This window comes from Aeromonas molluscorum, from assembly GCF_051376105.1.
GTDB lineage: Bacteria > Pseudomonadota > Gammaproteobacteria > Enterobacterales > Aeromonadaceae > Aeromonas > Aeromonas molluscorum.
Genome location: NZ_JBPQCY010000001.1, coordinates 1253435 through 1277931, shown reverse-complemented (window position 1 = coordinate 1277931; position 24497 = coordinate 1253435). Strand labels below are relative to the sequence as shown.

Annotated in this window: 21 protein-coding genes; 4 read left to right on the top strand and 17 right to left on the bottom strand. The window is 60.2% G+C overall.

Going from position 1 to position 24497, the window contains the following annotated elements:
* Positions 1-69: 69 nt before the first annotated feature.
* The 8 genes from ACSMDR_RS06070 to ACSMDR_RS06035 all read right to left on the bottom strand — a co-directional run bounded on the left by ACSMDR_RS06070 (position 70) and on the right by ACSMDR_RS06035 (position 10692).
* Positions 70-2658, bottom strand: a complete 2589-nt coding sequence (locus ACSMDR_RS06070) for a methyl-accepting chemotaxis protein (protein ID WP_436467620.1) — start codon at positions 2656-2658, stop codon at positions 70-72.
* Between the two features lie 49 nt (positions 2659-2707).
* Positions 2708-3274: a chemotaxis protein CheW gene (locus ACSMDR_RS06065; RefSeq protein ID WP_436467619.1), complete on the bottom strand. Its 567-nt coding sequence runs from the start codon at positions 3272-3274 to the stop codon at positions 2708-2710.
* Positions 3275-3285: 11 nt separating this feature from the next.
* Complete coding sequence (locus tag ACSMDR_RS06060) at positions 3286-5199, bottom strand: HAMP domain-containing methyl-accepting chemotaxis protein (protein WP_436467618.1); 1914 nt, start codon at positions 5197-5199, stop codon at positions 3286-3288.
* 13 nt (positions 5200-5212) lie between these two features.
* Positions 5213-7420, bottom strand: coding sequence for a chemotaxis protein CheA (locus ACSMDR_RS06055; RefSeq protein ID WP_436467617.1), 2208 nt, complete (start codon positions 7418-7420; stop codon positions 5213-5215).
* A gap of 18 nt (positions 7421-7438) precedes the next feature.
* Positions 7439-7765: an STAS domain-containing protein gene (locus ACSMDR_RS06050; protein ID WP_436467616.1), complete on the bottom strand. Its 327-nt coding sequence runs from the start codon at positions 7763-7765 to the stop codon at positions 7439-7441.
* 12 nt (positions 7766-7777) lie between these two features.
* The gene (locus tag ACSMDR_RS06045; RefSeq protein ID WP_005905534.1) at positions 7778-8146 is read right to left on the bottom strand and encodes a response regulator; all 369 of its coding nucleotides are present in this window, start codon (positions 8144-8146) and stop codon (positions 7778-7780) included.
* 9 nt (positions 8147-8155) lie between these two features.
* Complete coding sequence (locus ACSMDR_RS06040; protein ID WP_436467615.1) at positions 8156-9334, bottom strand: methyl-accepting chemotaxis protein; 1179 nt, start codon at positions 9332-9334, stop codon at positions 8156-8158.
* A 260-nt stretch (positions 9335-9594) separates the two neighbouring features.
* Positions 9595-10692 (bottom strand): ketoacyl-ACP synthase III, encoded by a 1098-nt coding sequence (locus ACSMDR_RS06035; protein ID WP_436467614.1) that lies wholly within the window; start codon positions 10690-10692, stop codon positions 9595-9597.
* A gap of 263 nt (positions 10693-10955) precedes the next feature.
* Here ACSMDR_RS06035 and ACSMDR_RS06030 point away from each other — a divergent pair, with 263 nt between their 5' ends.
* Entirely contained in the window at positions 10956-11876 is a 921-nt protein-coding gene (locus ACSMDR_RS06030) for a LysR family transcriptional regulator (RefSeq protein ID WP_436468208.1), read from the top strand.
* Positions 11877-12048: 172 nt separating this feature from the next.
* The gene (locus ACSMDR_RS06025) at positions 12049-12657 is read left to right on the top strand and encodes a LysE family translocator (RefSeq protein WP_005905530.1); all 609 of its coding nucleotides are present in this window, start codon (positions 12049-12051) and stop codon (positions 12655-12657) included.
* A 14-nt stretch (positions 12658-12671) separates the two neighbouring features.
* Here the strand turns inward: ACSMDR_RS06025 and ACSMDR_RS06020 are convergent, their stop codons facing one another.
* Entirely contained in the window at positions 12672-13163 is a 492-nt protein-coding gene (locus tag ACSMDR_RS06020; protein WP_436467613.1) for a DUF2938 domain-containing protein, read from the bottom strand.
* Between the two features lie 79 nt (positions 13164-13242).
* On the opposite strand from ACSMDR_RS06020, the gene ACSMDR_RS06015 reads away from it, so the two are divergent.
* Positions 13243-13656: a helix-turn-helix domain-containing protein gene (locus tag ACSMDR_RS06015; protein ID WP_436467612.1), complete on the top strand. Its 414-nt coding sequence runs from the start codon at positions 13243-13245 to the stop codon at positions 13654-13656.
* 119 nt (positions 13657-13775) lie between these two features.
* On the opposite strand, the gene ACSMDR_RS06010 is transcribed toward ACSMDR_RS06015, so the two are convergent.
* From ACSMDR_RS06010 to ACSMDR_RS05990, 5 genes are all read right to left on the bottom strand, one after another.
* Positions 13776-14252, bottom strand: coding sequence for a methylated-DNA--[protein]-cysteine S-methyltransferase (locus ACSMDR_RS06010; RefSeq protein WP_005905521.1), 477 nt, complete (start codon positions 14250-14252; stop codon positions 13776-13778).
* Entirely contained in the window at positions 14249-15790 is a 1542-nt protein-coding gene (locus ACSMDR_RS06005) for a DNA-3-methyladenine glycosylase 2 family protein (protein ID WP_436468207.1), read from the bottom strand. Before ACSMDR_RS06005 ends, ACSMDR_RS06010 begins: the two co-directional genes overlap by 4 nt.
* Before the next feature lie 283 nt (positions 15791-16073).
* Positions 16074-17555 (bottom strand): carboxypeptidase M32, encoded by a 1482-nt coding sequence (locus tag ACSMDR_RS06000; RefSeq protein ID WP_436467611.1) that lies wholly within the window; start codon positions 17553-17555, stop codon positions 16074-16076.
* A gap of 411 nt (positions 17556-17966) precedes the next feature.
* Positions 17967-18143, bottom strand: coding sequence for a DUF3149 domain-containing protein (locus tag ACSMDR_RS05995; protein ID WP_436467610.1), 177 nt, complete (start codon positions 18141-18143; stop codon positions 17967-17969).
* A 138-nt stretch (positions 18144-18281) separates the two neighbouring features.
* Positions 18282-19163: a TraB/GumN family protein gene (locus ACSMDR_RS05990; RefSeq protein ID WP_436467609.1), complete on the bottom strand. Its 882-nt coding sequence runs from the start codon at positions 19161-19163 to the stop codon at positions 18282-18284.
* 93 nt (positions 19164-19256) lie between these two features.
* Between ACSMDR_RS05990 and ACSMDR_RS05985 the strand changes: the two genes are divergently transcribed.
* Complete coding sequence (locus tag ACSMDR_RS05985) at positions 19257-19589, top strand: DUF1904 family protein (protein WP_005907735.1); 333 nt, start codon at positions 19257-19259, stop codon at positions 19587-19589.
* An 82-nt stretch (positions 19590-19671) separates the two neighbouring features.
* Here the strand turns inward: ACSMDR_RS05985 and ACSMDR_RS05980 are convergent, their stop codons facing one another.
* The 3 genes from ACSMDR_RS05980 to ACSMDR_RS05970 all read right to left on the bottom strand — a co-directional run bounded on the left by ACSMDR_RS05980 (position 19672) and on the right by ACSMDR_RS05970 (position 24427).
* A complete protein-coding gene (locus ACSMDR_RS05980; protein WP_436467608.1) occupies positions 19672-20499 on the bottom strand; it encodes an SDR family oxidoreductase in 828 nt (275 codons plus the stop codon).
* Positions 20500-20596: 97 nt separating this feature from the next.
* Positions 20597-22000: an OprD family outer membrane porin gene (locus ACSMDR_RS05975; RefSeq protein ID WP_005907733.1), complete on the bottom strand. Its 1404-nt coding sequence runs from the start codon at positions 21998-22000 to the stop codon at positions 20597-20599.
* 498 nt (positions 22001-22498) lie between these two features.
* Entirely contained in the window at positions 22499-24427 is a 1929-nt protein-coding gene (locus ACSMDR_RS05970; protein WP_436467607.1) for a methyl-accepting chemotaxis protein, read from the bottom strand.
* Positions 24428-24497 lie beyond the last annotated feature (70 nt).

Here is a 24497-nt window from a genome sequence, read left to right as displayed (position 1 = left end):
GGTGTATCTGGTAGCCGGCCGGGGCGAACGGGAAGCCTTGGCTCCCCGTCCTCTTGGCTCAACTGCGCATCAGAAGCGCACAAAATCTCCCTCGCTCTGGCCTTTGCCGTGAGCGGCAAAGATATCTTGGGGCGATCCCTCTTGATTGAGGAAGCGGCCACGGCCGTTTCCTTTGTGGGGCGCGACCTTGAGTTCGGCCATCGTCTTGTGCTGTGCCAAGGTGAAGAAGCCCATGGATTGTTGCAGCTGTTCGGCCTGGCCGCTCATCTCCTCCGCGGTGGCGGCCAGCTCTTCACTACTGGAGGCATTCTGCTGGGTCACCTGGCTGAGCTGGCTCATGGCTTTGTTGATCTGGCTGACCCCGGTGGATTGTTCCGCCGAGGCGGCACTGATCTCCTGCACCAGATCCGAGGTTCGGTTGATGGAGGGCACTATCTGATCGAGCAATTCACCCGCTCGCTCTGCCATGTCGACGCTGCTGGAGGCCAGCTCGCCAATCTCCTGAGCCGCGACCTGGCTGCGTTCGGCCAGTTTGCGTACCTCGGCCGCCACCACGGCAAATCCCTTGCCATGATCGCCAGCACGGGCTGCCTCTATGGCCGCGTTGAGTGCCAGCAGGTTCGTCTGGTAGGCGATGTCATCTATGATGCTGATGCGTTTGGCTATCTGCTTCATGGCATCCACCGTCTGCTTGACCGCACCGCCTCCTTCTATCGCCTCCTTGGCTGCCTTGCTTGCCATGCCGTCCGTGACCTGGGCGTTCTCGGTATTCTGGTTGATGCTGGCGCTCATCTGCTCGATGGAGGCGCTGGTCTCCTCCATGCTCGAGGCCTGTTCACTGCTCGACTGGCTGATGCTCTGGGCGGTGGCACTGACCTGCTCTGAGGCACTGGATAGATTGTCCGAGGCGCTGCGCACCTCTGTGACTATGGTGGTGAGGGCCGTGATGGTCTGATTCAGGGCATCCTTGGTGGTGCCAAAGACCCCGGGATAGTTTGCCTCTACCTTTTGGGTCAGATCCCCTTCGGCCAGGGCCTGAACCACCCGGATCACGTCCTTGAGACTGGTGTCTATCACCTCGGCAATCTTGTTGATGCCCTCGCCCAGATTCTTGAAGAAGCCAGCCTTGTCACCGAGGGCCATGCGTTTGCTCAGCTCACCATCTATCACGGCTTGCACGATTTCGGATACCTCCCGTTCGACTGCGACCTCCTTGGTGCGATCGTCCCACTCAACCACGGAACCGAGCCGCTCGCCCGCATCGCTGAACACAGGGTTGGCGACCAGGGAGAAGGTGCGCCCGCCGAGCTGGATCTGGGTGCGATAGGTATTGGCCAACTTGGCCAGCATGCCGCGCTGGTGGCTGGGGTTCTTGTGGAAGGTATCTATGTTGCTGCCCATCAGCTGGCTGGTATTGAAGTGGGGCAACTCTGTTCTGATATCGCGCTCGGCTTCGGCCAGCATGACTTTGACCGACTCATTCATGTAGATGATGTCGAGGTCGTTGTCGGCGATCATGACGTTGGTGGTGGCGCAGTCCAGTGCCTTCTTGACCCTCATGCTCTCATCGGAAGCCAGCTTGGCAGCCGCATTGGCGGCCTTGACCTCCTGTTCAATGGCGACCTCCTTGGTGCGATCGTTCCACTCCACCACAGTGCCGAGCCGCTCACCGGCATCGCTGAACACCGGGTTGGCGACCAGGGCGAAGGTGCGTCCGCCAAGCAGTATCTGAGCGCGGTGGGTACTGGCGAGTTTGGCCAGCATGGTGCGCTGGTGGGATGGGTTTTTGTGGAAGCTGTCGATGTTTTTACCCATCAACTGGCTGGCATTGAAGTGAGGGAGATCGGTCTTGATGTCCGGTTCGGCGTCGAGCAGCATGGTGCCGACCGCCTCGTTCATATAGATGATGTCGAGGTTGTTGTCGGCGATCATCACGTTGGTGGTGGCGCAGTCCAGCGCCTTCTTCACCCTCAGGCTCTCTTCGGATGCCCGTTTGGCTGCCGCGTTGGCGGCCTTGATCTCGTTCTCGATGGCGACCTCTTTGGTGAGATCGCTCCACTCCACCACAGTGCCGAGCCGCTCGCCTTCATTGTTGACTACGGGACTGGCGATGAGGGAGAAGATGCGACCGCCCAGGGTTATCTGGGTTCGATAGGTTTTGTCGAGCTTGGCCAGCATGGCTCGCTGGTGGGATGGGTTCTTGTGGAAGCTGTCGATGTTCTTGCCCATGAGCTGCTTGACATCAAAGGCGGTCAGCTCCTGCTTGATGTCGCTCTCGGCCAGGCCGAGCATCTCCTTGATCGCCTCGTTCATGTAGATGATGTTGAGGTCTGTGTCGGCGATCATCAGATTGGTGGTGGCCCCGTCGAGGGCTTTGCGTACCCGGAAATTTTCGGTATGAAGCTGCTGGCTGGCCAGGGCATCGGCCAAGTTGTTGCGCACCGTCTGGCCGAGGCGTTCGAGCAGGAAATTGAACTCCTGGCAGAGCTCAAGCAAGGGGCCGCCAAGTCCGGCGAGGGGCAGGGATTGTTCGAACTGGCCGCTGGCTGCGGCCAGATTGATGGCCCTGGCCTCGCCCAGGGCATGGGTTAACTGGGACAACAGCTGGGCATGATCGTCGTTGTTGCCAAACAGCTTGCCGAAAAATGATTGAGTCATGAGCCTTATCCTTGTGCTGACACTCAGGTGATGGAAATCGGGTCTTTTACTATTGGGTCACGGCAATGGCCGCATCCGGGCGATGGGATATATCGTGCAGCTGCGCCATCTCGTCGATAGAGAGCACTTTTTGGGTATTGAGCAAGATGACGAATTTGCCATTGACCTTGCCCATGCCGCTGATGAAGTCGGAGCGGATCTTGGCGCCGAAGCTGGGGGGAGGCTCTATCTCGTTGCGGGGTATGGTGAGCACCTCGGAAACGGCGTCCACCACCACACCGATATCCTGGGTCTCCCCCTGATGCTCTCCCTCCTGGCTCAAGGTCTCTATGATGACGATGCAACTGCGGCGGGTGATGGTCGAGGCGATATTGCCGAAGCGGGCATTGAGATCGACGACGGACACGACGGCGCCACGCAGATTGATGACACCCCGAATGAACTCGGGCATCAGAGGGATAGGGGTGATGTTGCCGTATTCGATGATCTCCTTGACCCCCAGGATGTTGATGGCAAACATTTCGTCATTGATGACAAAGGTGAGGTACTGGGCATCCCCCTCCGCTACTGAGGATAGCTGGGAGGAGGCGAAGGTCAGTGCTGTGGATGGATTCATGGGGCCTCCGGTCAGAAACGGATAAAGTCGGCGTCATCAACCGGGCCCTTATGGCCGGCCGGTGCGCTCGGGGGGGTCAGAAAGTGGCCACGGGGTTGGGCAGTTTTTGCCCTGACCTGACTGGCACCCATGCTGCGGGTGGGGGAGCTGGCCAAGGTGAAGAATTCCATGGTCTGTTGCAGATCACCGGCCTGGCTACTCATCTCCTCCGCGGTGGCGGCCAGTTCTTCACTGCTGGCGGCATTCTGCTGGGTCACCTGATTGAGTTGGTTCATCGCCTGGCTTATCTGGGTCACTGCGCCCGCCTGTTCGCCGGAGGCTGCGCTGATCTCCTGCACCAGATCCGAGGTCTTGCGGATGGAGGGAACAATTCGAACCAGCAGCTCGCCAGCCAGCTCGGCCTGTTCCACGCTGCTGCTCGACAACTCGCCAATCTCCTGGGCCGCGACCTGGCTGCGTTCGGCCAGCTTGCGCACCTCGGCGGCTACCACGGCAAAGCCTTTGCCATGTTCGCCCGCTCTGGCCGCTTCGATGGCTGCGTTGAGAGCCAGCAGGTTCGTCTGGTAGGCGATGTCATCTATGATGCTCACCTTGCGCGCTATCTGTTGCATGGCGCTCACGGTTTGCTGCACTGAGGCGCCACCTTCTCCCGCCTCCCGGGCCGACTGACCGGCCATGGCATCGGTCTGGCGAGCGTTGTCCGTATTCTGGTTGATGCTGGCACTCATCTGTTCGACAGCCGCGCTGGTTTGCTCGACGCTGGCGGCTTGTTCGCTGGTGGCCTGACTCAGGGACTGGGCCGTGACGCTCACCTGATTGGAAGCATTGCTCAGGCTGTCGGTGGCGCTGCGTACCTCATCTATGATGCTGGTCAGTGCGGTAATGGTGGCGTTGAGGCCATCCTTGGTGCGGCCGAACACCCCGGGATAGGGTTGTTCTATGCGCTGGGTCAGGTCTCCCTTGGCCAGGGCGGTCGCGATGCGCATCACATCTCCCAGGCTGGTATCCGTCACCTCGGAGAGGCGGTTGAGCAGTTCGCTCAGTCGTTTCACATATCCCTGGCGTTGTTCCAGGCTGATGCGGTAGCTGAAGTCGCCCTGTTCGACGGCGGCACTCACTTGCTGTTCTATGTCATTGATGAGGGCTCCGAGCTTGTCGACCATGTATTGCATGGCCTCCAGCAGTTGCCCCGCCTCGTCGCGAGAGTGGATCTCCAGCTTGACGTCCAGATCCCCCTCGGCCAACTGACGCGCGGCTTTTAGCGCCTGATTGATGGGGCCTGTGATGCTGCGAATGAGGCGCAGGCCAAACCAGATGGCCGCCATCAACCCCAAGACGATGCCAACGATCACGGTGGGCAGCAGACTGCGATAAGCGGATTGAGCCCGTTCGAACTCAGTTTTGGCAACCTCGAGCTGCAGATTGACCAGTTCGGTCACCTTGGTGCTGATGGGGTCTATGGTCTCATAGAGGCGGCCATCGAATTCATCCAGCGTGCCTGTTACCAAGCCATGCTGGGTAGCCAGGCGGTGAGTGAGCAAATTGAGGTCCCGGTTTGCCGCCTCGAACAGACCAATGGCCTGGGTTGATAACCGCTGTTCATCTTCGGTGAGACTGGTTGCCTGATAGCTTTGCCACACTTGTTCAATCTGCTGCTGGGCATCCTTGAGCTCTTTGAGTGCCACCTCGGCGCTGATGAGACCCGCATTTGCCTTGTTGACGTTGTCAATGATGGCGACGGCGTAGAGATCCGATATCTCCTTGAGTTGTTTGAGGGGCACCACCCTGTCCTGATAGACCCGTAGCAGTCCCTGGTTGCCGTGGTGCATGCCGTACAGACCCAGGCTGCTCAGCAGCAATAGCAGTGTGCAAAGCGCACCGAGCAGCAGAAAAAGGCGGGTCTTGATGGTGGCATCCTTGAACATGGCTCGCTCCTACTCAGTTGATGCTTGATGGGGACAGGGTGTGCCCCATGACTTGATGGCCCAGTTGATGCAATTCCCGCTGGATGGCTGATTGCACCAGGGCCGGAATATCCAGGATCAGGGCGATGTCGCCTCCGCCGAGAATGGAGGAGCCACTGATGCCGCGCAGATGGTTGAACAGCTTGCCGAGCGGCTTGATGACGGTTTGCAGCTCGCCCAGCAACTCGTCCACCACCAGTCCGGATTTTTGTCCGCCATGGCTCACCACCACTATGTTCTCCCGCCGTCCCGGCTGGCTCTGGATATCGAAATAGTGTTGCAGGCGAACAAAAGGCAGTACTTCGCCCCGCAGGTTGATGTAATCGCGTCCCAGGGTGTCTTGCAGTGCATCCTCGGTCAGTTCGACACACTCGATCACCATGTCCAGGGGGATGACGTAGTGGGCGCTGCCGACCCGCACCAGGAAGCCGTCGATGATGGCCAGGGTCAGAGGCAGGCGGATCCGAACCAGGGTGCCCTTGCCGGTTTCGCTATGCAGCTCGACGCTGCCACGCAGTGCCTGGATATTGCGTTTGACCACATCCATGCCCACACCCCGCCCGGACAGATTGGTGACTGCCTCGGCGGTGGAAAAACCCGGCTCGAAGATGAGCTGGTAGATATCCTGTTCGCTGAGTTGTTGCCCTGGCGCAATGATGTCGCGCTCCAGGGCTTTCTTGAGGATCCTCTCCTTGTCGAGTCCTGCCCCATCATCCTGGATCTCCAGCACTATGCTGCCCGAGTCATGGAAGGCATTGAGGGTGAGAGTGCCTTGGCTCGGCTTGCCGGCCTGCTGGCGGCGCTCGGCCGATTCGATGCCGTGATCCATGGCATTGCGCACCAGATGCATCAAGGGATCGCCAATCTTCTCTACCACCGATTTGTCGAGTTCGGTATCGGCCCCCGAGATGCGCAGTGTGATGTCTTTGCCAAGCTCCTGACTCACGTCCCGTACGACGCGCTGGAAGCGGTTGAAGGTCTCGCCGATGGGCACCATGCGCAGGTGCAGGGCGCCGTCGCGGATCTCCTCGACCAGCATGGCGATGACAGAGGTTGCCTCCAGCAGCTGGCTATCGCGCAGGCGCTGGGCCAGCAAATTGGCGCCAGAGCTTGCCACCACCAGCTCGCCGACCAGGTTGATGAGGTCATCCAGCTTGTCTGCGTGCACCCGTACGAAGCGCTGTTCCTTGTTCTTCTGCTCCTTGCCTTGGTTCTGCTTCTTGAGGGCGGCATCGACTACCGCTTCGTCCACGGCGCCTTGGGAAATCAGTATCTCGCCGAGTCGGGCATGGGGAGCCTGCGCATGGAGATGTTGCAGGTGCAGGGCCGCCTCCAGCTCGGCCTGAGTGAGGGCCCCTGTCTTGACCAGCAACTGGCCCAGCATCTCGTTCTCTTCCGGCAGCGCCTCAATTAGCGCCAGGTACTCTGCTAGCTTGCTGTGGGGGGGGAGGATCAGGATCTGGCAGTCGTCGCGCACGAATTCGAACACCTCGCTGATGCTCTCCTTGCTGGCCGTCGAGTCGAAGTCGATTTCGTAGCCGAGGTAGCAGTTCTCGGGATCAAGTGCTTGCCAGTCGGGCAGAGCCGCGGTGATGGTCTCTATCGCGACTATCTCCCCCAGCGTGGCGAGGTAGCGCAGAAAAGAGGTGGGCTCCATGCCATTTTTAAACACTTCGCGACCGAACCGCAGCGAGATGTGCCAGAGCTCGGTCATGGCTTGCGGCCCCGGGTCTTGACGTTCGACGGGGCTGGTCTGGCTACAGGGCAGCCTGACCAGTGACTCCGTATCACCTTGCTGATAAATCTGCAGACGCTCACGTAGCATTCCATCCTGGGCAAGCTCGGCCGGCCCCGGATTATCCCCTTGTTCGACCACGATATTGACCAGCAGATTGATGTGATCGCAGCTCTCCAGCAGCAGCTTGATCAGCTCAGCCGAGATGGCGAGCCGGTGATTGCGCACCTGATCGAGTATGTCCTCGACGATATGGGTGAAACCTATGATGGGAGCCAGCCCGAACAGGCCAGCCGAGCCTTTGATGGTGTGGGCGGCCCGGAATACGGCGCCGATGAGTTCGTCATCCTCCGGGGTCGACTCCAGGCGAAGCAGGGAAGACTCCATCTCCTCCAGCAACTCCCGTGCCTCGACAAGGTAGGTTTGTAGCGCCTGATCCAGATCCATGCTCGGGCTCCTTGTCGTCTAGTCGCTGAGGGTATAGCGCAGCAGTGTAGGATCGCCGAAGAAGCCGGAGAGATTGCACAGCTCTATGGCATCCAGCACGGCCTGGCTGTGAAACAGCAGATGCAGGTTGCGTCCCTTGGCTTGGGACGCTTGCTTGGCTGCGATCAGCAACTGCAAGCCGGCGCTGTCTATCTCGCTGACACCGGACAGATCCATCTCTATCTCCTGTGGCTGCTCCAGCCATTCGCTCATCTGCTCCTTCAGTTCGCTGGCGTGGTAGATGGTCATTTCCCCCTCCAGTTTCATGGTGATCTTGTCTGACACTCGTTCGGCGTGTAGCGGCATAGGCACTCCCGATTAAGGCATGATGAGTTTGGCGACGGCGGCCAACATCTGCTCAGGCTGGAACGGCTTGACGACCCAGGCCTTGGCACCGGCGGCCTGCCCTTCCTGCTTCTTGCTGTCCTGGGATTCGGTGGTCAGCATGATGATGGGCGTGAATTTGTAGCTGGCCAGCTTCTTGGCCTCCCTGACGAAGCTGATCCCGTCCATATTGGGCATATTGACGTCACTGATGATGAGGTTGATCTTCTTGCCATCGAGCTTGCGCAAGGCATCCCGGCCATCACAGGCATCGATGACATCGTAACCGGCAGTTTTGAGGGTCATGCCGACAACCTGACGAATGGTGGCCGAGTCATCCACGATCAAGATGGTTTTTCCCATGCTTAGCTCCTAAAAAAAGGTGATGTCGGTATCTGTTTTCTGTGCGGCGACGTGCTTGCCATGGTGGATATTGCGCTGTTCGTCGGTGGCATAGGAGAGTTCCATGTCCGACAACCAACGCTCGGCATCGATGGCGAGCCGCTCATGGACGGGGGCATGTTTCGCGGCAATGAGATGATCAGAGAGGCTCTCCATATTCTGGCGAACATGGCTCAGGATCTGGCTGACCCTGTCCTGGAACTGGAGTGAAACGATGACGTCCGATATCTCGGCATGGATGCCGCCGCTCTCGTGCTGCAAGAGGGCGGCAGACTCGGCAAGGCTGGTGGTTGCACTGCGAAAGCTGGCCAGCACCTGCTCGATGGCGTGCTCCGAGTTCGCAACAGACTCGTGATCCTTGGTCGCCGCCGACTCGGCTATCTGGAGTACCTGGCCAATGCCGGTATTGATGGTGTCGACCTTGCCCGACATCTTTTTGGCCGTTTCACTCGACAAGTGCGACAGGGTGCGTACCTCGCCGGCCACCACGGCAAAGCCGCGCCCCGCCTCGCCAGCGCGGGCCGCTTCTATGGCCGCGTTGAGGGCGAGCAGATTGGTTTGGGATGCGATCTTGGCCACATCCAGCGCCATGGTATTGAGCTCCTGGGTGTAGGCGGTGAGTCCCTTGATCTCCGCCAGCATGTCGTCCCTGTTCTGCTGGGCCCTGTGCATGCTGGCCAGCACGGCGTTGAGCTGTTGCTGACTCTCGGTCAGCACGGCGGCCATGCCTTGCGAGTTTTCACCGGCAAGATCCCCGGCGGCGTGGTGGGAGGCGGCGACCGCCTCTTCCAGCTTGGTGGAGATACCGACAAAGCGTTCGGTGAGGCTGATCATGGCACCCTCACTCTGCTGGCGGGAGCTCTCGATTTGTTTGGTCCAGATGGGAACCGCCTGTTCGCAGACCTGCTCCAGTCCAGCCAGGGCAGGGACGACCACAGGGGACAGGTTCTCAGGGTCAGGCAACAGTGTTCTGGCCTGGTAATGGTGGAGCCAGATACCAAGGATCAGCGCCAACGCCAGGTTGAGGGCCAGATAGGGATAGGGTAACCCCTGGGTCAGTATGCAGAGCAGGATCCCGTTGATGACTGCCATGGCGAGCAGCCAGAAGAGGGGCGCTGGACCGGGGAAGATAGCGTTTTGTTTTGCCATACGTGAGCTCATCCGTGAACACTGGGGGTAATCTGAACTTATTCAAGGGCTGGGTAGCGCAAGGAAAAGTCATTAATAACCACTTACTCAGTAATGGTAGCTCAAAAAGAAAAAAGGCAAGGGATCAGCAAGATAAAGTGGGAGCAGGGCGATAAATCGGGGAGGGGCAAGGCAGAGGATGGCAGTGGGCCATCCTCTTATGGAGCTTGTGACGGGTTTGCTGGCAGCCTGCGGCTGACCCTCGTGGGGAGGCAGTGGCGTTATGGGGCAGGTACTTGTGGGCGCTCGGCCTGCTGGCAACCTGCGACGGCATCGGCAATGAGTTCGAGGCCCGTCTGGTTGCAAGGTGGCAGCTCGGCATCACAGTGGTTAATCGGGGTGACCCTATCCCCCCACTTGATGAGAGCGGCGCCCCAGGTCAGACCCGCGCCGAAGGCGGCGGTGAGCAGCCAGCTATTGGGGGCAACCCGGCCCTGCTCCAGCGCTTCACACAGGGCGATGGGCACAGTGGCGGCCGAGGTGTTGCCATAGTTTTCGATGTTGATCATCACCTTGTCCATGGGGGCATTCATACGCTTGGCGAGGGTCTCTATGATGCGAATATTGGCTTGATGGGGCACCATGAGATCGACCTGCTCCGGGCTGATATTGGCTTGGGCCAGCACGGCGCCGATCGCTTCACCCATGCCACGTACCGCGCGCTTGAAGATCTCCTGACCTTCGAAGTTGAAGGTGAACAAGCCATCAATATCGGCAAAACGGATGCGATCGGTGCCAAAATTCGGGATGTGCAGTATCTCGCGCGCCTCGCCATCACAACCCAGTTTGTTGGCGACAAGTCCAGATTGCTGCGCGCAGGCCTCGACGACCACGGCACCGGCGCCATCACCAAACAACACGGCGGTATCGCGCTTAGCCCAGTCCAGCAGGGTGGTCAGCCGCTCGGCGCCTATCACCAATACCTTCTTCATCATGCCGGTTTGCACCAGGGCGGTGGCAACCGAGAGGGCATAGACAAAACCGGTGCAGGCGGCATTGAGGTCAAATACGGCCGCATTGAGGGCACCCAGGGCTTGCTGCACCGCAGAGGCGCAGTTCGGAACTAGCGTTCCCGGGGTCGCGGTAGCGAGAATGATGCCATCGAGCTGGTCGGCATCGAGACCGGCACAGGCCAGGGCGCGACGAGCGGCCAGGGTGGCGAGGGTTGAGGTACTGACATGGGAAACTCGGCGGGACTTGATGCCGGTGCGGGAGTGGATCCACTCATCCGATGTTTCCATGATGGTGCAGAGATCGTCATTGCTCAGCACGGCGGGGGGCAGGCATTTGCCCCAACCTGTGATATTGGCGTAATTCATGGTGTGACCACTTGTCTGAGGGCCCGAAATCGGGCGAAGCATGAGGCGAAAAGTGGCGCAATTATGGCGTAATGGCCGGGATCTGTCATCCAGTGGTCATCTTGAGGGGCATTGGGGGCAAGGAGGGTTTCGGGTTGTATTGTGGGTTTCTAACTGGTTGCAGGTGATTGAGATAGTTGGTTATTTTCGCTTTGGTTAGGGAATGATGGCGCTCTGGATTAAGATGGACGGTGCCGACAAGGAGTGCGCGCGTGACATCAAATATGAACCCCAATCTGAATCTGCTACCCACCCTGAAAGTGCTGCTGGCAACCCGCAATCTCAGCCGGGCGGCAGAGCTTTTGCATCTCAGCCAGCCGGCTATCAGCAAGCAGCTGGGTCAGCTCAGGGAGGAGTTTGGCGATGAGTTGCTGGTGAGGGAAGGACAACGCTGGCTGCTGACCCCAAGAGCCGAGGCCCTTGCCGCCGTGCTGGGAGAGTCGCTGGCCGGGATCGAACGGCTCTATGCGTCCCCCACCTTTGCCCCCGGCGGCTGTGAGCGGGTGTTCAAGCTTGCCTCCTCTGACTATGTGGCCCAGTACATCTTGCCGGATATTTGTGCCGAACTGGCCCGGCAGGCGCCGGGAGCGGCGCTGGAGTACAGCCTGTGGGACAAGCGTCAGTTGCCAGAACTATGGCGATCCGAACTGGATCTTGTCTCCACCATCACGGATCTGGTGCCGGATCAGATCCGGGGGCTGCATCAGGGAGAGGACAAACTGGTGGTGCTGATGGGGCGCCATCACCCTCTCGCCGGGCAGGCGCTCAGTCTGGATCATTACCTGACCTGGCCCCACTTGCAGGTAAGTGGCGGCGGCGATAAAGACAGCCCGGTGGAGCAAGTGCTGGCCCCGCTGGGGTTGGCACGGCGCTGGTTTGCGCGGGTGCCCTTTTTCCAGGCAGCCCTTGAGGTGTTACTGCGCACCGACTGCCTGATGACGACCCCGGCACATATCGCCTGGCAGTTGAGCCAGCGACATGAACTCTGTTTTGTCTCACTGCCATTTCAGACAAACTCCCAGCAGTACCATTTGATGTGGCACCAGCGTCACCATCAGGACCCTGCACATCGCTGGTTTCGTGAACTGGCGTTTCCTTTCCTGAAAGATCATCTGCAGCGTACCATGAGGGCCAGCCGCGCCTGACATTGACCCTAAGAGCATTTTCCGGTTGGGGCCTGCAATCTGCTAGGTATTGAACTGGTGCGACTCGATCCGCTATAGCCATCGGTTATGGGTTCTATTCATAACTTTCACTACTGGCATGGTGAGCATGACGCTACCTTGGTTGGCACTATGAGATTTCGGAGTCACTGATATGGAATTAACAAGCTGGCTGGCCCTTGCCGCCATCTGCGTGATGGGCGCGATCAGCCCGGGACCCAGTCTGGCATTGATCATCCGCAATACGGTACAAGGCGGTCAGCGGCATGGGGTGGCAACAGCGCTCGGACATGGCCTGGGCGTTGGTATCTATGCGCTGATCACGGCGCTCGGCCTCGCCATCCTCATTACCCAAACCCCGCTGCTGTTTGACCTCATTCGCTACGGCGGCGCCGCCTTCCTCGCCTGGCTCGGTATCAAGGCGCTGCTTGCCAAGCCCCAGGTCACTGGCATCGAAGCCGACGAGCATCAGAGTCGGGGACGTCAGGGCGCCTTTGAGGGGTTTATGGTTGCCTTCCTCAACCCCCAGCTCGCCATCTTTTTCCTGGCGCTGTTCAGTCAGTTCGTCCACGCCGACACCGGTTGGCGCGAAGGGAGCATCATGATGCTGACTGCAGGGGGCATAGATGCAATCTGGTATGTGCTGGTGGCGCTGCTGCTCTCCCGTGGCCCGGTGCTGGCCTGGCTCAAGGCCAAATCATCCGTCATCGACAAGGTGAGTGGCTTGGTGCTGCTGGGGCTGGCGCTGAAAGTGGTGCTCTGACCCTCTGTTGAGGCTCATGCCCACTGAAGCAGCTTTATCGCCCAGCCTGATGCATACAAGCCAAGACCGAACACCCCATGGGTGATGAAACTCTGGATCCGGGCAGAGGTCGGGTGCGTTGTGCGGGAGGCGGCGATGCCAGCGCCCATGCCCGGCTGCATGAGCAGGAAGGGCGCCACGACGGTACCAATGCCAATGATCAGTGCCGGGCCCAGAGTGGGAGTCTGGGTCCAGGATCCCCCCCAGATGCCAATCAGCAGGGCGGCGAAGGCGATACCTGTCAGATAATGCAGCGTCCATCCAATGATCCTTTCCCCGGGCATGGCAGGGGATGCCGCTATGGCGTCGTGCCGAAACTGTCCATGTCTCATGTGGGCAAGCCAGCGTCCCAGCATTCCGTAGTTGGGGGGAGGGATGCCGAGCAAGGGTCTTCGCACCACACCCCACAGATCCATCACGGCCGTTGCGCCGACCCCAAGGCACACCACTGCCAGCAGATTGTTCATAGCCTTCTCCTTTGCTTGTTTAGATTGGCAACTGGGGATAGCGTACAACCTCAAGTCGACTTGAGGTCAAGGGGGATCGGTGGACATTTCTGATGTGGTGAAACGCGCCGGCATACCAGCCTCGACGCTGCGGTTCTACGAGGAGAGGGGGCTGATCCATTCCGTCGGCAGGCAGGGGATACGGCGACAGTTTCATGAGGGCGTGCTGGAGCGGTTGGCACTCATCGCCCTGGGGCAAACGGCGGGTTTCTCACTGGATGAAATAGGCCAGATGCTGGGGGAAAACAGGTGGCTTGAGATAGACAGAGCGCGGTTGTCAGCCAAGGCGCAGGAGCTTGATGACACAATCCAAAAGTTGGCGGCGATGCGCGATGGTCTTCGACATGCCGCCATCTGCTCGGCACCCAGCCATATGGCGTGCCCCACCTTTCGGCGTCTGCTGGCGCGGGCCGCCGCTGGCGCAAGAGGAGCCAGCAAGAAGAAGAGAGTCTGAGAAACCTCGGGCGGCTATCCACCGGCGATAGTTCGGCACGGGGCCATCCGTCATTGACGATCTCCCAGGCTCTTGTCTGTGCAACGAGGTCGGAGCCAGAGGGGGGATGCTTCAATGCGTTAACAATCAATCCCCTCCAGCTTGAGCAGCGCTTGCTTGATCGCCAATCCCCCCGCATAGCCGGTCAGACTGCCATTTTGGCCGATCACCCTGTGGCAGGGCACTATGATGGAGAGCGGATTGCGGCCGTTGGCGGCGCCCACGGCGCGCACCGCCTTGGGCCTGCCGATGCGGCGCGCTATCTCCCCATAACTGCAGGTTTCACCATAGGGAATGTCGCACAGCGCCTGCCACACAGCTTGCTGGAACTCGGTTCCTTTGGCCGCGAGCGGCAGGGTGAAGCCTTGACGCTCCCCGGCAAAATACTCGCGAAATTCGGCAAGGTAGGGCGCCAGGGCTGCGGCGTCTCGCTGCCACTCATCTTGTATGGGCAAGGGGCGCTCGCCCTCCAGAAAATCCACATGGCACAAGCCTTGCTCATTGATGGCGATGAGCAAGGGACCGCAATCTGTGGTCAGCAGGTCGTAACGGATCATGATGTTGTCTCCGGATTGTCAGTGGGCGGCGTACCGATCAGGCCTGTCTTGGGCTGTCTCGGCCTCGGCTTGCGATTTATGCCAAGCAGTTCAGGGGCGGCGCTCATGGCGTGCCATAGCCAGCTGGCGGCATAAGCGCGCCAGGGATACCAGGGATGACTGCGCGTCTCCACCTCGGGAACCGGCAGTTTTTGTCCGGCGCCGAGCGCCTTTTGCAACACGAGATCCGAGGCGGGAAACGCATTCGTATCGCGACCGGTGCGCAGGCGCCAGTAAGCGAGCGTCCAGGGGCCTATGCCGGGGATGGCGAGCAAGGCGTCATCACAATCCCCCTCCAGCACCAGCGCGCCACTTGTCATGGCGGCGGCCACTCCTTGCAGCGTGCGGATGCGGCTGCCGGGCATGCCGATGCCATCGAGATCCAGTTCGCATAATTGTGCCGGGGTCGGCAGTGCCGCCTCGCCAAATTGCAGTTCGGTGCGTGCAACCAGCCGCCCCATGATGGTAATGGCCCCCTTGACCGACACCTGCTGGCCGACGATGGCGCGCAGCAGCACCTCATAATCACTCCAGCCAGCGGGCAGCCGCACGCCAGGGCTGTGCGCCGCAAGGCTTGCCAATAGCGGATCCTGCATCAAATGTGCGCTTATCTGCTCCAGGTCTGCATCCAGATCCCACATGCGGCGCACCCTGTGCAAGATGTCCGGCAGGGCGCGCGGCGCCACACCGCTCAGCGTCACGTTCAGCGTATGGCCCTGGCCTGGTTCGACGCGGATCCACCCATCACTGCCCTGAATCCTGTGGCGCCGCTCGTAATAATCGGCCCCGGCACGCTCCAGCCCCGGGATGGCGCGCAGTCGATAAAATGCCAGCATGGCTTGCACATCATAAGGGGGCCTGTAGGCAAGGCGCAGCATCAAGGCGGTCTCTCCCGTGCGCGGGGATACGAGGGATGACTCGGCCCGCTGTGTGCGCGGCGCCATGCCATAGGCATGCTGCCAGGCATCATTGAAGCGGCGAATGCTCGTAAAACCAGCTGCGAATGCGATCTCGGTGATCGGCAGGCGGGTATCGGCAAGCAGGCGCTTGGCGAGCAGCAGACGGCGAGTCTGCTCTATCTGCTTGGGCGCGGCGCCAAGATGCTGTTCGAACTGACGGCGCAGCGTGCGCTCGGTGACGCCGAGTGCGCTGGCCAGCTGTGCGAGGGATTGTTCGGCGAGCACGCCGCGATCTATTGCCCTGAGCGCGCGCGCCAACAGATCCGGCAGGGCGCGCTGCGTCCCGGGGGCAAGCTCGGGGCGACAACGCAAGCAGGGCCTTAGCCCGAACTGCTCCGCGTTTGCTGCGCTCTGAAAGTAACGCACGTTGCGCTCCAGCGGCGCGCGCGCCGGACAGATGGGACGGCAATAGATACCGGTCGACAGCACCCCGGTGAAGAAGCGGCCATCGAAGCGCGCATCGTGCGCCAGGCGCGCCTCGAGACACTCAGCACGGCTCAGGCCGATGCGGACTTGTTCGTGGGCCTCGGCCTGCGCCATGCTGGAAACACCAGCGGGCGCACACTGAATGGTGGCACTGGCGGGTGCAGCACTCTTCGCTGGTTCTGAACTGGCCATGGCGCGGCTCCTGTAGCAGTGCGGCAGAACGATATGGTCCCGGAAAGAGAAGAAGAGGGAGGGGGGCAATGGGCCCTCCCTCGCGTTTGTTAGGGGCAGAGTAAGCGGGGGCGCGGGCTGATACTAGCCAGAATCGGACAGCAATGTAAAAAAACAGACGCCCGCAGGCGTCTGTGCTGGCTGAGCCGGGCTCAAGGAGCGCACATCAGCGCAGGTAGCGCTGCTCGAGGTGGCGGCGCAGCCACTGTGGGTTCAGCGCCTCGCCAGTTGCCTTCGTGATAAGCGCGTCCGTGTCGAACGCGCTGCCGTGTTGCCACAGGTTTTGCTGCAACCAGCCAAATACCTCAGCGAGTCGCCCCTGGGTAACCAGGCTGCCCAGGCTTTCCCCCAGGCAGCGCTCCAGCGCGAAGCGCAGCTGGGCCGCGTACATGGCGCCGAGCGTGTAACTCGGGAAGTAACCGAATGAACCATCGGTCCAGTGGATATCCTGCATGCAGCCGTTTTGATAGTTCGCCTTGGTCGACAGACCGAGCCACTGTTGCATCTTCCTGTCCCATAATTCAGGGATGTCTGCGACCTCGATACGTCCCTCGATGAGGTCGCGCTCCAGCTCGTAGCGCAGTATGACGTGCGCCGGGTAGGTGACCTCGTCCGCATCGACACGAATGAGACCGGGCTCGACGCGCTGATAAAGCAGCTCGAGATTCGCGGGAGTGAGTGCGGCCTGGGTGCCGAAATGGTGCTGGACGCGGGGGGCGATCAGATTCAAGAACGCGGGGTCATGGCCGAGTTGCATCTCGCAAAACAGGCTCTGGCTTTCGTGGATGCCCATGGATCGCGCCTCGGCAACCGGCTGACCGAGCAGATTGCGGGGCAGACCCTGCTCATACCGGGCGTGGCCCGTCTCGTGCACTATGCCCATCAGGCTGGAGACGAACTCCTGTTCGTTGTAACGGGTTGTGATCCGAACATCCGTTGGCACGCCGCCACAGAATGGATGGCTGCTGACATCGAGGCGGCCGTGGGCGAAATCGAAGCCGAGCAGTGTCATCACCTCCTTGCCAAGTGCCTGCTGGGTGGCGATGGGGAAGGGGCCTTGCGGGATCAGCACCTTGTCACTCTTCTGTCGTGCGCTCACCGTCTGGATAAGGTTCGGCAGCCACGCGCTGAGATCGCCGAAGATCTCATCCAGTCGTGCGCTCGTCATGCCCGGCTCATAGAGCGCCAGCATGGCATCATAGGGACGGACATCAAGTGCCTCGGCGCGCAAGGAGGCCACCTCCCGCGACAGGCTCACCACCTCCTTGAGGTTGGGGGCAAAACCGGCCCAGTCGTTCTGTTTGCGCTGGCTGCGCCAGGCGTGCTCGCACTTGCTGCCGGCGAGCGACAATGCCTCGACGAGATCGGCCGGCAGCAGGCTCGCATCTTGCCAATGGCGCTTGATCTCACGCAAGTTGGCGCGTTGTAGCCCGTCGAGCTGCTCGCCCTCGGCGACGGCAATCCAGTCTGCAATCTGAGGCTCAGTGCGTTTGCCATGCATCAGCACCTCAAGTTCTGCCATGGCTTCGGCGCGGGCCTCATTGCCCCCCTCTGGCATGACGGCGGCCTGATCCCAGCCGCAGATGGCAGCAAGGTGTGCCAGGCGGTGCAGTTGCTGTTGGTGTTGTGCAAGCTTCTGATATGACATACAGGGTCCTTGTTATTGTGTTTGGGTCCTTGCTGCCCTTGGGCAGCCCCGTTCCTGGCAAGGGCGGGCGCACTGATGCTAGCATCGGCCCGGCGCTCGGGCCAACACCCGCCTGGTCAGTCGACCGCCCATTGGCCGCGTTCAGGATCCCTTGCTTGCCGGTGATCCCGGACTTAGCCCACCATCGCATCGGCATGCTGGCCTATAGGCTGTCACGCTCAGTGACGACTGATTGAGGAGGCGGAGCGCGCTCGGGGATGGCAGGTCATCGCCATCGCAAAACAGGTCTGACAATGGTGTCGCCATCAGGCGGAGCGGCACATGTCCCGCGCGGCAAAGAGGCAGAAAAACGGGCGCCTGGGCGCCCGTTTTGCTCTGGATAGCGTTTTATTCCGGATACATGGGGTGGGTTCAGTGGTGGGACGGCTTGGTATCTGGCTGCACCTCATCCTGCGGGGGCTGCGCCTTGTGTACCTTGTAGATGAAGTAGCCGGCATAGAAGCTGATCAGGGCCGCCGTCACCAGTATGACCAGCATGGACATCCACCCCACCGGGTGACCAAACATCAGGTTCAACCAAAAATCCATCTCATCTGCTCCTGCCATCAATCGATGACAAGCAGGATAGATACCTCTTTAGAGCGCAAGGATGATCTCGATCAACTCCCATGCTGCTTATTTAATCGACGCTGACTTCTGTGATCGGTCTCACGACAGCGGTTGAGCCTAGCCCTGGATCCTGGCTTTGGTCAGGGCATCGATGCGCCACCCTGCACCTTCAAGCAAGGCCAGCAACCCCTGGTCGCCATACAGGTGCAGGGCGCCGACCACCACGAAACTCTCATTTGGCAACCTGTCCAGGCGCTTCAACCAGTTGTGGTTGCGTTTGGCGAGCAGAACTTGTTCCAGCCATTGTTGCAGCTCGGGGGGCGCCATGTCGGCCTTGAGCAGGGCAATCAGCCGGCTCTGGTCGCCATCCTGCCACGCCTGGAGGATGGCGGCGAAGCTGGCATCGAGTTCGGGCAGCTCGTCCAGGGTTGCACTCAGCATCAGATCTTGATGCTCGGCCACGCTCGCAAGATAACCGAGTTGTTCGGTCAGGCTCTCCAGCCCTTGTATTGGCTTGCCACCTTTCGCTGCCAGGGTGGTGAAATGCTGATCGATGCCGTATTCACCGCTAAACGCCGTCTTGGCGAGGGCGCTCTGGGTCAGGGTGATGGCGGCAAACCAGGGTTGCAGACCATCCAGACTCCCATCGGGCAGACCCAGCTGTTTGGCCGCTGCCAAGGTGCGTCGATAGAGCGCCGCATCTATCTGGCTGGCCAGGGTCTGGCCGCCTGGCAGGCGGGTCAGACCCGCCATCTGTTGCCATTCGCTGCTCGGGATATTCTGCATGTCTACCTCGACGACCAGGGCCCGGCTCTGGGCCCAGGCGCGCTCTATGCTGGTCGGCAGGGGATAGATGCTCGCCTCGGCGGCATGGATGGAGCCGAGCAGCCAGAACTGCTGATCTCCCTTGCTCAGCTGATAGAAGGCGGGTTCGGCCAGCAGCCGGGTCGGCAGCAGCAGCCAGAAGAGTAGGGGCAGTAGCAAGCGGGGGGCGGGCATGGAACTCCTTAACTGTGGGCAGTTTGCACATGATTCATGGGATGGCTTGGGTCTATGATAAGGCCTCATCATCATCAGCCAAGAGGTTTTCCCATGCCCCATCTGCGTTTTCGTGCCGTCGACATCGAGACAGTCCAAGGGATCAGTACCCAGCTCGTTGCCGACCTCTGCACCCTGACCGGCGGCAAGCCGGAGTTTGTCACCCTGGAATGCCTGGCCAGTCCTTTCGTTCGAGATGGCGTGCTGGAGAGGGGTAATCCCTTCGTCGAACTGATCTGGTTTGCCCGTCCGCAAGCACAGCAAGATGAGGCGGCGGCGCTCATCACCCGCCATCTCAAACAGGCACTGGGGGAGCAGACCTATGTGGTGGTGCAGGTGCTGCCCATCGACAAGTCAGCCTACTACAGCAACGGTGAACATTACTGAGCGTTTCACTGTGCTGAGCCGCCCCCCCTCCCGTTTATCCACTGGTTATGGCCTGTTTCTTTCTACCCCAGGCTGACGGATATCAAGCGGATTTGGCGAGCAGGGCATCGAGCCAGCGACTCGGCAACAGGCGGCGCAAGATGGCAAACACCTTGGTCGGCAACGTGACCCCGTAACGATGCCTGGGACGCCGGCTGGTGAGCGCATGGAGCAGCGGCGGGACGCACGCCTCGCTTGGCAGGGTGAAGCGCCCACTTGGTCCCTCTTTCTCCAACCTGGCGAGGGTCAGGCGATAGTTCGCTTCGTGACGGCTCTGAGCCGAGCCCAAGTGGTGCAAGAACGCGGCGCGGGCGTTGGCACGAAAACGGGTGTCGATGGGGCCTGGCTCTATCAGGCTGACCGCGACGCCGCTGCCCCTGAGTTCGAGGCGCAGGGTGTCGGTATAACCTTCCAGGGCAAACTTGCTGGCGTTATAGGCGCCGCGATATTTCATGGCAACCAGCCCCAGCACTGAGCTGTTTTGCACGATGCGACCCTCACCTGCGGCCAGCATGCTTGGCAGCACCAGGCGAATGAGATGATGCCAGCCGAACAGATTGGTCTCGAACTGCGCGCGTAGCGCACTGGTCGGCAGATCTTCGATGGCGCCGGGCTGGCCGTAGGCGCCGTTGTTGAACAAGCCATAGAGGCGGCCACCGGCCAGTTGCAACGCCTCGCGGGCGCCAGCCTCTATGCTGGCCTCATCATTGAGATCCAGCTGCACCGCCAGCAGACCTTCTCTCTGCAAGCGTGTCACGTCTTCGAGACGTCTGGCCGAGGCGATGGCCGTTAACCCAGCCGCGCCCAGTGCCCGGGCGGCGGCCAGGCCTATGCCGCTGGAGCAGCCGGTGATCAGCACAAAACGGGGCATGGCACTCTCCTTGAGTATGGGGAGGGGCCATAGTAGCGCGCAGCCCCCAAAAACAAAACCGGGCCAATTGGCCCGGTTTTTCTTTATCGTCAGCAGCTTACAGAATGGTAAACGGCATGATGATGTGGAACTTGACGTCATGCTCTGAGGTGAACATGTTCGGGTAGTACCAGCTGCCCTTCTCGTCTTGTTCGTTGTTGTAATCGGTGTAATGCAGTTTGAACAGGGTGCCTTTCAGCTTGCCGTCTTGCACTGTGTACATGACGTCGAAGTTGGCAGCCCACTCTTTGCCGTCTTCATCCAGGCTCTTGTCGCCATTCTGAGCACCCCAGCCATAAGCACCGGAGACACCGACGGTCCAGCCAGGGGCACCGACCAGGTCATCCAGGGAACGAGTCACACCGGCAAACAGGGCGATCTCGCCGTTTTCGTTCCAGTCGGAGCGGGAATCCCACCAGATCTCGTTCGCACCCTGGGAGTTGGCGTAGCCAGTGGTCAGACGGGGCAGGTAGTTACCCAGGTCACCATCAGCCTTGGTGTAGAGACCCTCGGCGCGGAAGCCGTAAGGACCCATGGCCCAGCTGGCGGTCAGCGCTTGTTGCCATGCCAGACCGTCGTAGTCGTCGTTGTCGGTGTTGGAACCATAGAACTGGTAGCTGGTGTTCAGGCCACCCAGTACGTCAAACTTGTGGGCCAGCTTGAAGTGGTAGCTGTCCATGTAGCCTTGGGATTGACCGAAGGAGCCAGTGACCGCGGTGCCGCCCTCGAAGGTGTAGCGCGCGGCCAGACCGTGGATGTAGTCGATGCTGTTTTCGTCATTGAAGGCGACATCGCTGCCCGCATACATGGTCTTCTTGGAGAAACCAGCGGTCTCCTTGAACCAGGGAGCCTTGTATTCATCGGCGATGGCGTAGGTCAGGTAGAGGCCACCGAAGTTACCCTCGATCTGGCCACCACGGTAGGTACCGGGTTGATAGGACCAGTTGACGCCCAGGATACCCGGTACGTACAGCTGGGTCAGACCACCCTTGGCGGTGATGGCACCGTCCATGAAGCGCAGTTTCAGCGCCGCGTTGGAGAGGCTGAAGCCACCCTCGGGTACGCCGTCCATCTTGTCGCCCCACTTGGTGCCGATGAAGGAGAATTCGTTCTCCTCGTTGACGCCGTTGCTCTCGTCGACCGACAGGTCATAGGCACCAAAACCACCCACATCGATACCGACCACATCCCAGGCATGGCCGGAGTTGTAGTTCAGGGAAATCTGGGAGGTGGCGTGTGCCAGGTTCTCGTGGTATTTGCCGTCACCGGCGCCTTCTTTACGGACGCGATCACGCTGGAAGTAGAAGAGGCCACCGTTGAGTTTGCCTTCTTCATAGAATTTGCTGGCAGCCGCTTTGTAGGCAGGGCTGACTTCATCGGCAGCCAATGCCAAACCGGGGGAGAGCAGTGCGGCGATGACCGCAGTACTCAAGGCAGCACGCTTGAAGATCACTTTTTCCATTTGAAATTGCTCCTGATTATATGGACTTAGCTTTTTTATCCGGCGATCAGGCATCAAGCCGCCGCACGGTTTTGGCATTGCAATCAAGACCCCGAAGGGCAAAAAAAGACGTTTCTCTCGCTGTTCTGCCTCGATGTCTTGGTTCATCAATCGCGAACAGTGCTTGGCTCTGTACAAGTTTTATTTTTTGTGCACCGACCTTGGCGAATCGGATAAAGCAAGAGTACGTTCGCGGAGCGAAATATCAATTAAAAGTTCCTGCCAAGTTTCAAAAACATGACAGAGTGCAAATAATTTTGTCATTAGTGAGAAAGTCGTTAAGCCTGCGTTATGACTGGAAGAGAACGCTTTCATTTGTAATTGGCTTGCCCTGGCACGGTGGGGGACGGCTTGCGCCGAACTTTCTATGTTAACTACTATTTAACAGTTAATTTTGTGCCGCAAAAAAAGCTCGCGCGAGGCGAGCTGAATGACATGGCCAGCGCTGACGCCGGTTATTTAGGGCTGATGGCCGAGGATCTTGGGGATTTGCCGTACCTGATGCTGCATATGCCCCGAGACTTGCACCGACAATTGACTGACCTGGTGGGCATGCTGACTGATCTTGCCAATCAGCGCCGCGAAGGTGGCGAGCTTGCGCTCCTGGCTTTTGGCGTTATCAGCCCCCTGCAGGGCGATGACGGCCGTGCTGCGTGCCATGTCCCGTACCTGCTGGGTGGTCTGGCGCAGCTGCTCGGCCTGCAGTCGTTGCTGGGCCGACTCGCGATGAATGCGGCCAAGGACTGAGGTGATCTGTTCTCCCGATCCGGTGAGGCGCTGCAATATCTCGGTGATCTGGCCAAGGGATCGCTGGGTGTCGCCTGAGAGGTGGCGCACCTCGTCGGCCACCACGGCAAACCCGCGGCCATGTTCCCCTGCTCGCGCCGCCTCGATGGCGGCATTGAGGGCCAGCAGGTTGGTTTGCTGGGCGATATGGCCAATCACATCGACGATGGCGGTGACGTCATCGACAGATCGACGCAGTTCGGCCAGGGCATCCCCACTCTCATGGATAGCCTGGCCGGTCAGTTCGGTCGCCTGCAACATCCACCCCACCAGCTGTTCACTGTCTGTCATCGACTGCTCGTTGTGCTGGGCATGCAGGGCGATATCGGCGGCCACCTGATGTACCTCACTGGCGAGCTGGTTCAATTCGCTCATCATCAGCTCCCCTTCGCCCACCGCCTGCTCAGTGGTATGAGTGCTCAGGTGGATGTCCTGAACCTGGCTGACCATGTCCTGCAAACTGAGGGAGACCTCCTCGAGCTGTCCCTCTTTGTGTTTTTGTTCCAGCTGCTTGTGGGCGAGCAGCCGGTTGTAACTCGCCACAATGTCGGCCAGTTCGTTACGTTCAGTGCCCTGATGCAAGGGATCGGCCAGACCGGTCTGCTCGAGCTGGGCGAAGGCGGCGCGCAGCCGATGCAGTGGATTGACTATCCAGCGTCGCTGACACCAGGCAAACAGCAGCGCCGTCAGTACCAGGGCGAGGGCCAGGCTGCCAAGCACGGTTGCCAGATGACGACTGACCTGCTGGCGCTCGGCGCCGAGGGCATCTCCCATTTGGGTCAAGGCCGTGAGCATCTTGTCGAGATCCCGATTGACCGCCTGCCGGGCCGTCTCTTGCCGGGCCAGGGCCTGCTGGCTGTTGGTCAGCTCCTGAGGGTAGCGGCGCAGCAGGCTCTGCAACTCATTGCGGGGCTGCTGGCCGAGATCGCGCCGTTCCACCTCGCCGAGGGTGAATTCGTCTTCGGCGGGGGCGGGCTCGAGCAGGCCCAGCAGCGGCAGAGTCGCGAGCCGAGCGGCCTGGCGGCTCAGGCTGGCGAGCTCAAACTGCAGGGCCTCCAATTGCTGGGCACTGCCCTGGGTCATGTATTGCTGGCGCAGATGAATGAGGTGGGGCAGGGCGGCGAGAATGTCAGTGGCACCCTGGCGATAATCGGCGGCGCTTGGGGCATCGCTGCCCTGGCCGTAGCGCAGCAGCGTCTTGGCCTGTTCGGTCAGCTCGCGTTCGGCATTTTGCAGCAACCCCTGACTGTTGCCTGACAGCTTGCCGGCGGCGAGATAGTCGCTCGCTATCTTCTTGCCCATTAGTTCAAGCTCGGCTCTGAGGGGCGTGGTCTGCGGGCTATCCAGGTGATCCAGCTGATTGATGGCCTGACGGCGCGCCCCTTCGGCACTGGCGAGACGCACCGGGTCACCGCTGGCGAGATAGTCACGCAGTGCCCCTTGCAGCGTGCTGGTGAGCCGCTGCTGCAAACGATCATGTTGATGCTGATTGGCTTCGCTCAGCTTGAGTTGGTGCCAGCCATAGCCGAGGGCTGTGCTGAGCACGCAGGCGAGCAAGATCAAGATAAGTGCTGCGAGGGAGGAGTAACGGGAGATATTCACCAAAAGAGTCCTGCTTAAACGACGAACGGCGTCAGCTTAAGCAGGCTTGATGGCACTTTGATGACAAGGG